Origin of the sequence: Aeromonas sp. Prich7-2 (genome assembly GCF_017939255.1) — a bacterium.
In the GTDB taxonomy this organism is placed as follows: Bacteria; Pseudomonadota; Gammaproteobacteria; order Enterobacterales; family Aeromonadaceae; genus Aeromonas; species Aeromonas caviae.
Map to the genome: position 1 here is coordinate 1 of NZ_JAGKRI010000155.1, position 440 is coordinate 440.

Sequence of the window (440 nt, forward strand, 5' to 3'; positions counted from 1 at the left end):
TTGGTTTTGAAGCTGTTGACGGGCTCAAACACCGTGCCATCTGACAGGGTTGCGAGCTTGGCGATCCCCGCATCCAGCCCGACCATTGAGCCGGAGGGGTGAATTGGCTCGGACGTCTCCTGCTCGACCTGAAAGGAGATATACCAATCCCCGGCTGCTTGGCTGACGGTCGCGTTTTTAATTTTTCCTTCAACTGGCTGGGACTGGCGAAACTTGACCCACGCCAGCCCGGCAGGCAGCTTCACGCGACCTTTTTCAAGGCGGCAATACTTGTCAAAGTTGACGAAGCGGATCGAGTCGCGGTTGTCGCTTTTCTTCTTGAAAACGGGAGCCTTGGCGGCGAGTTTTTTATCAAAGCAGCGCATCCACGCGCCGTGCAAGTCTTTGAGTTTCTGCTGGAGGTTGTCGGTATATGCCTCGGTCAGAAAGGCCATTTCTGG

At 55.2% G+C, this 440-nt stretch carries 1 protein-coding gene; it reads right to left on the reverse strand.

What is annotated here, in order from left to right; translation table 11 throughout:
- Nucleotides 1–440, reverse strand: a 440-nt coding sequence (locus J9892_RS19165) for a transposase (RefSeq protein WP_210538726.1), incomplete at both ends; no start/stop codon positions are given.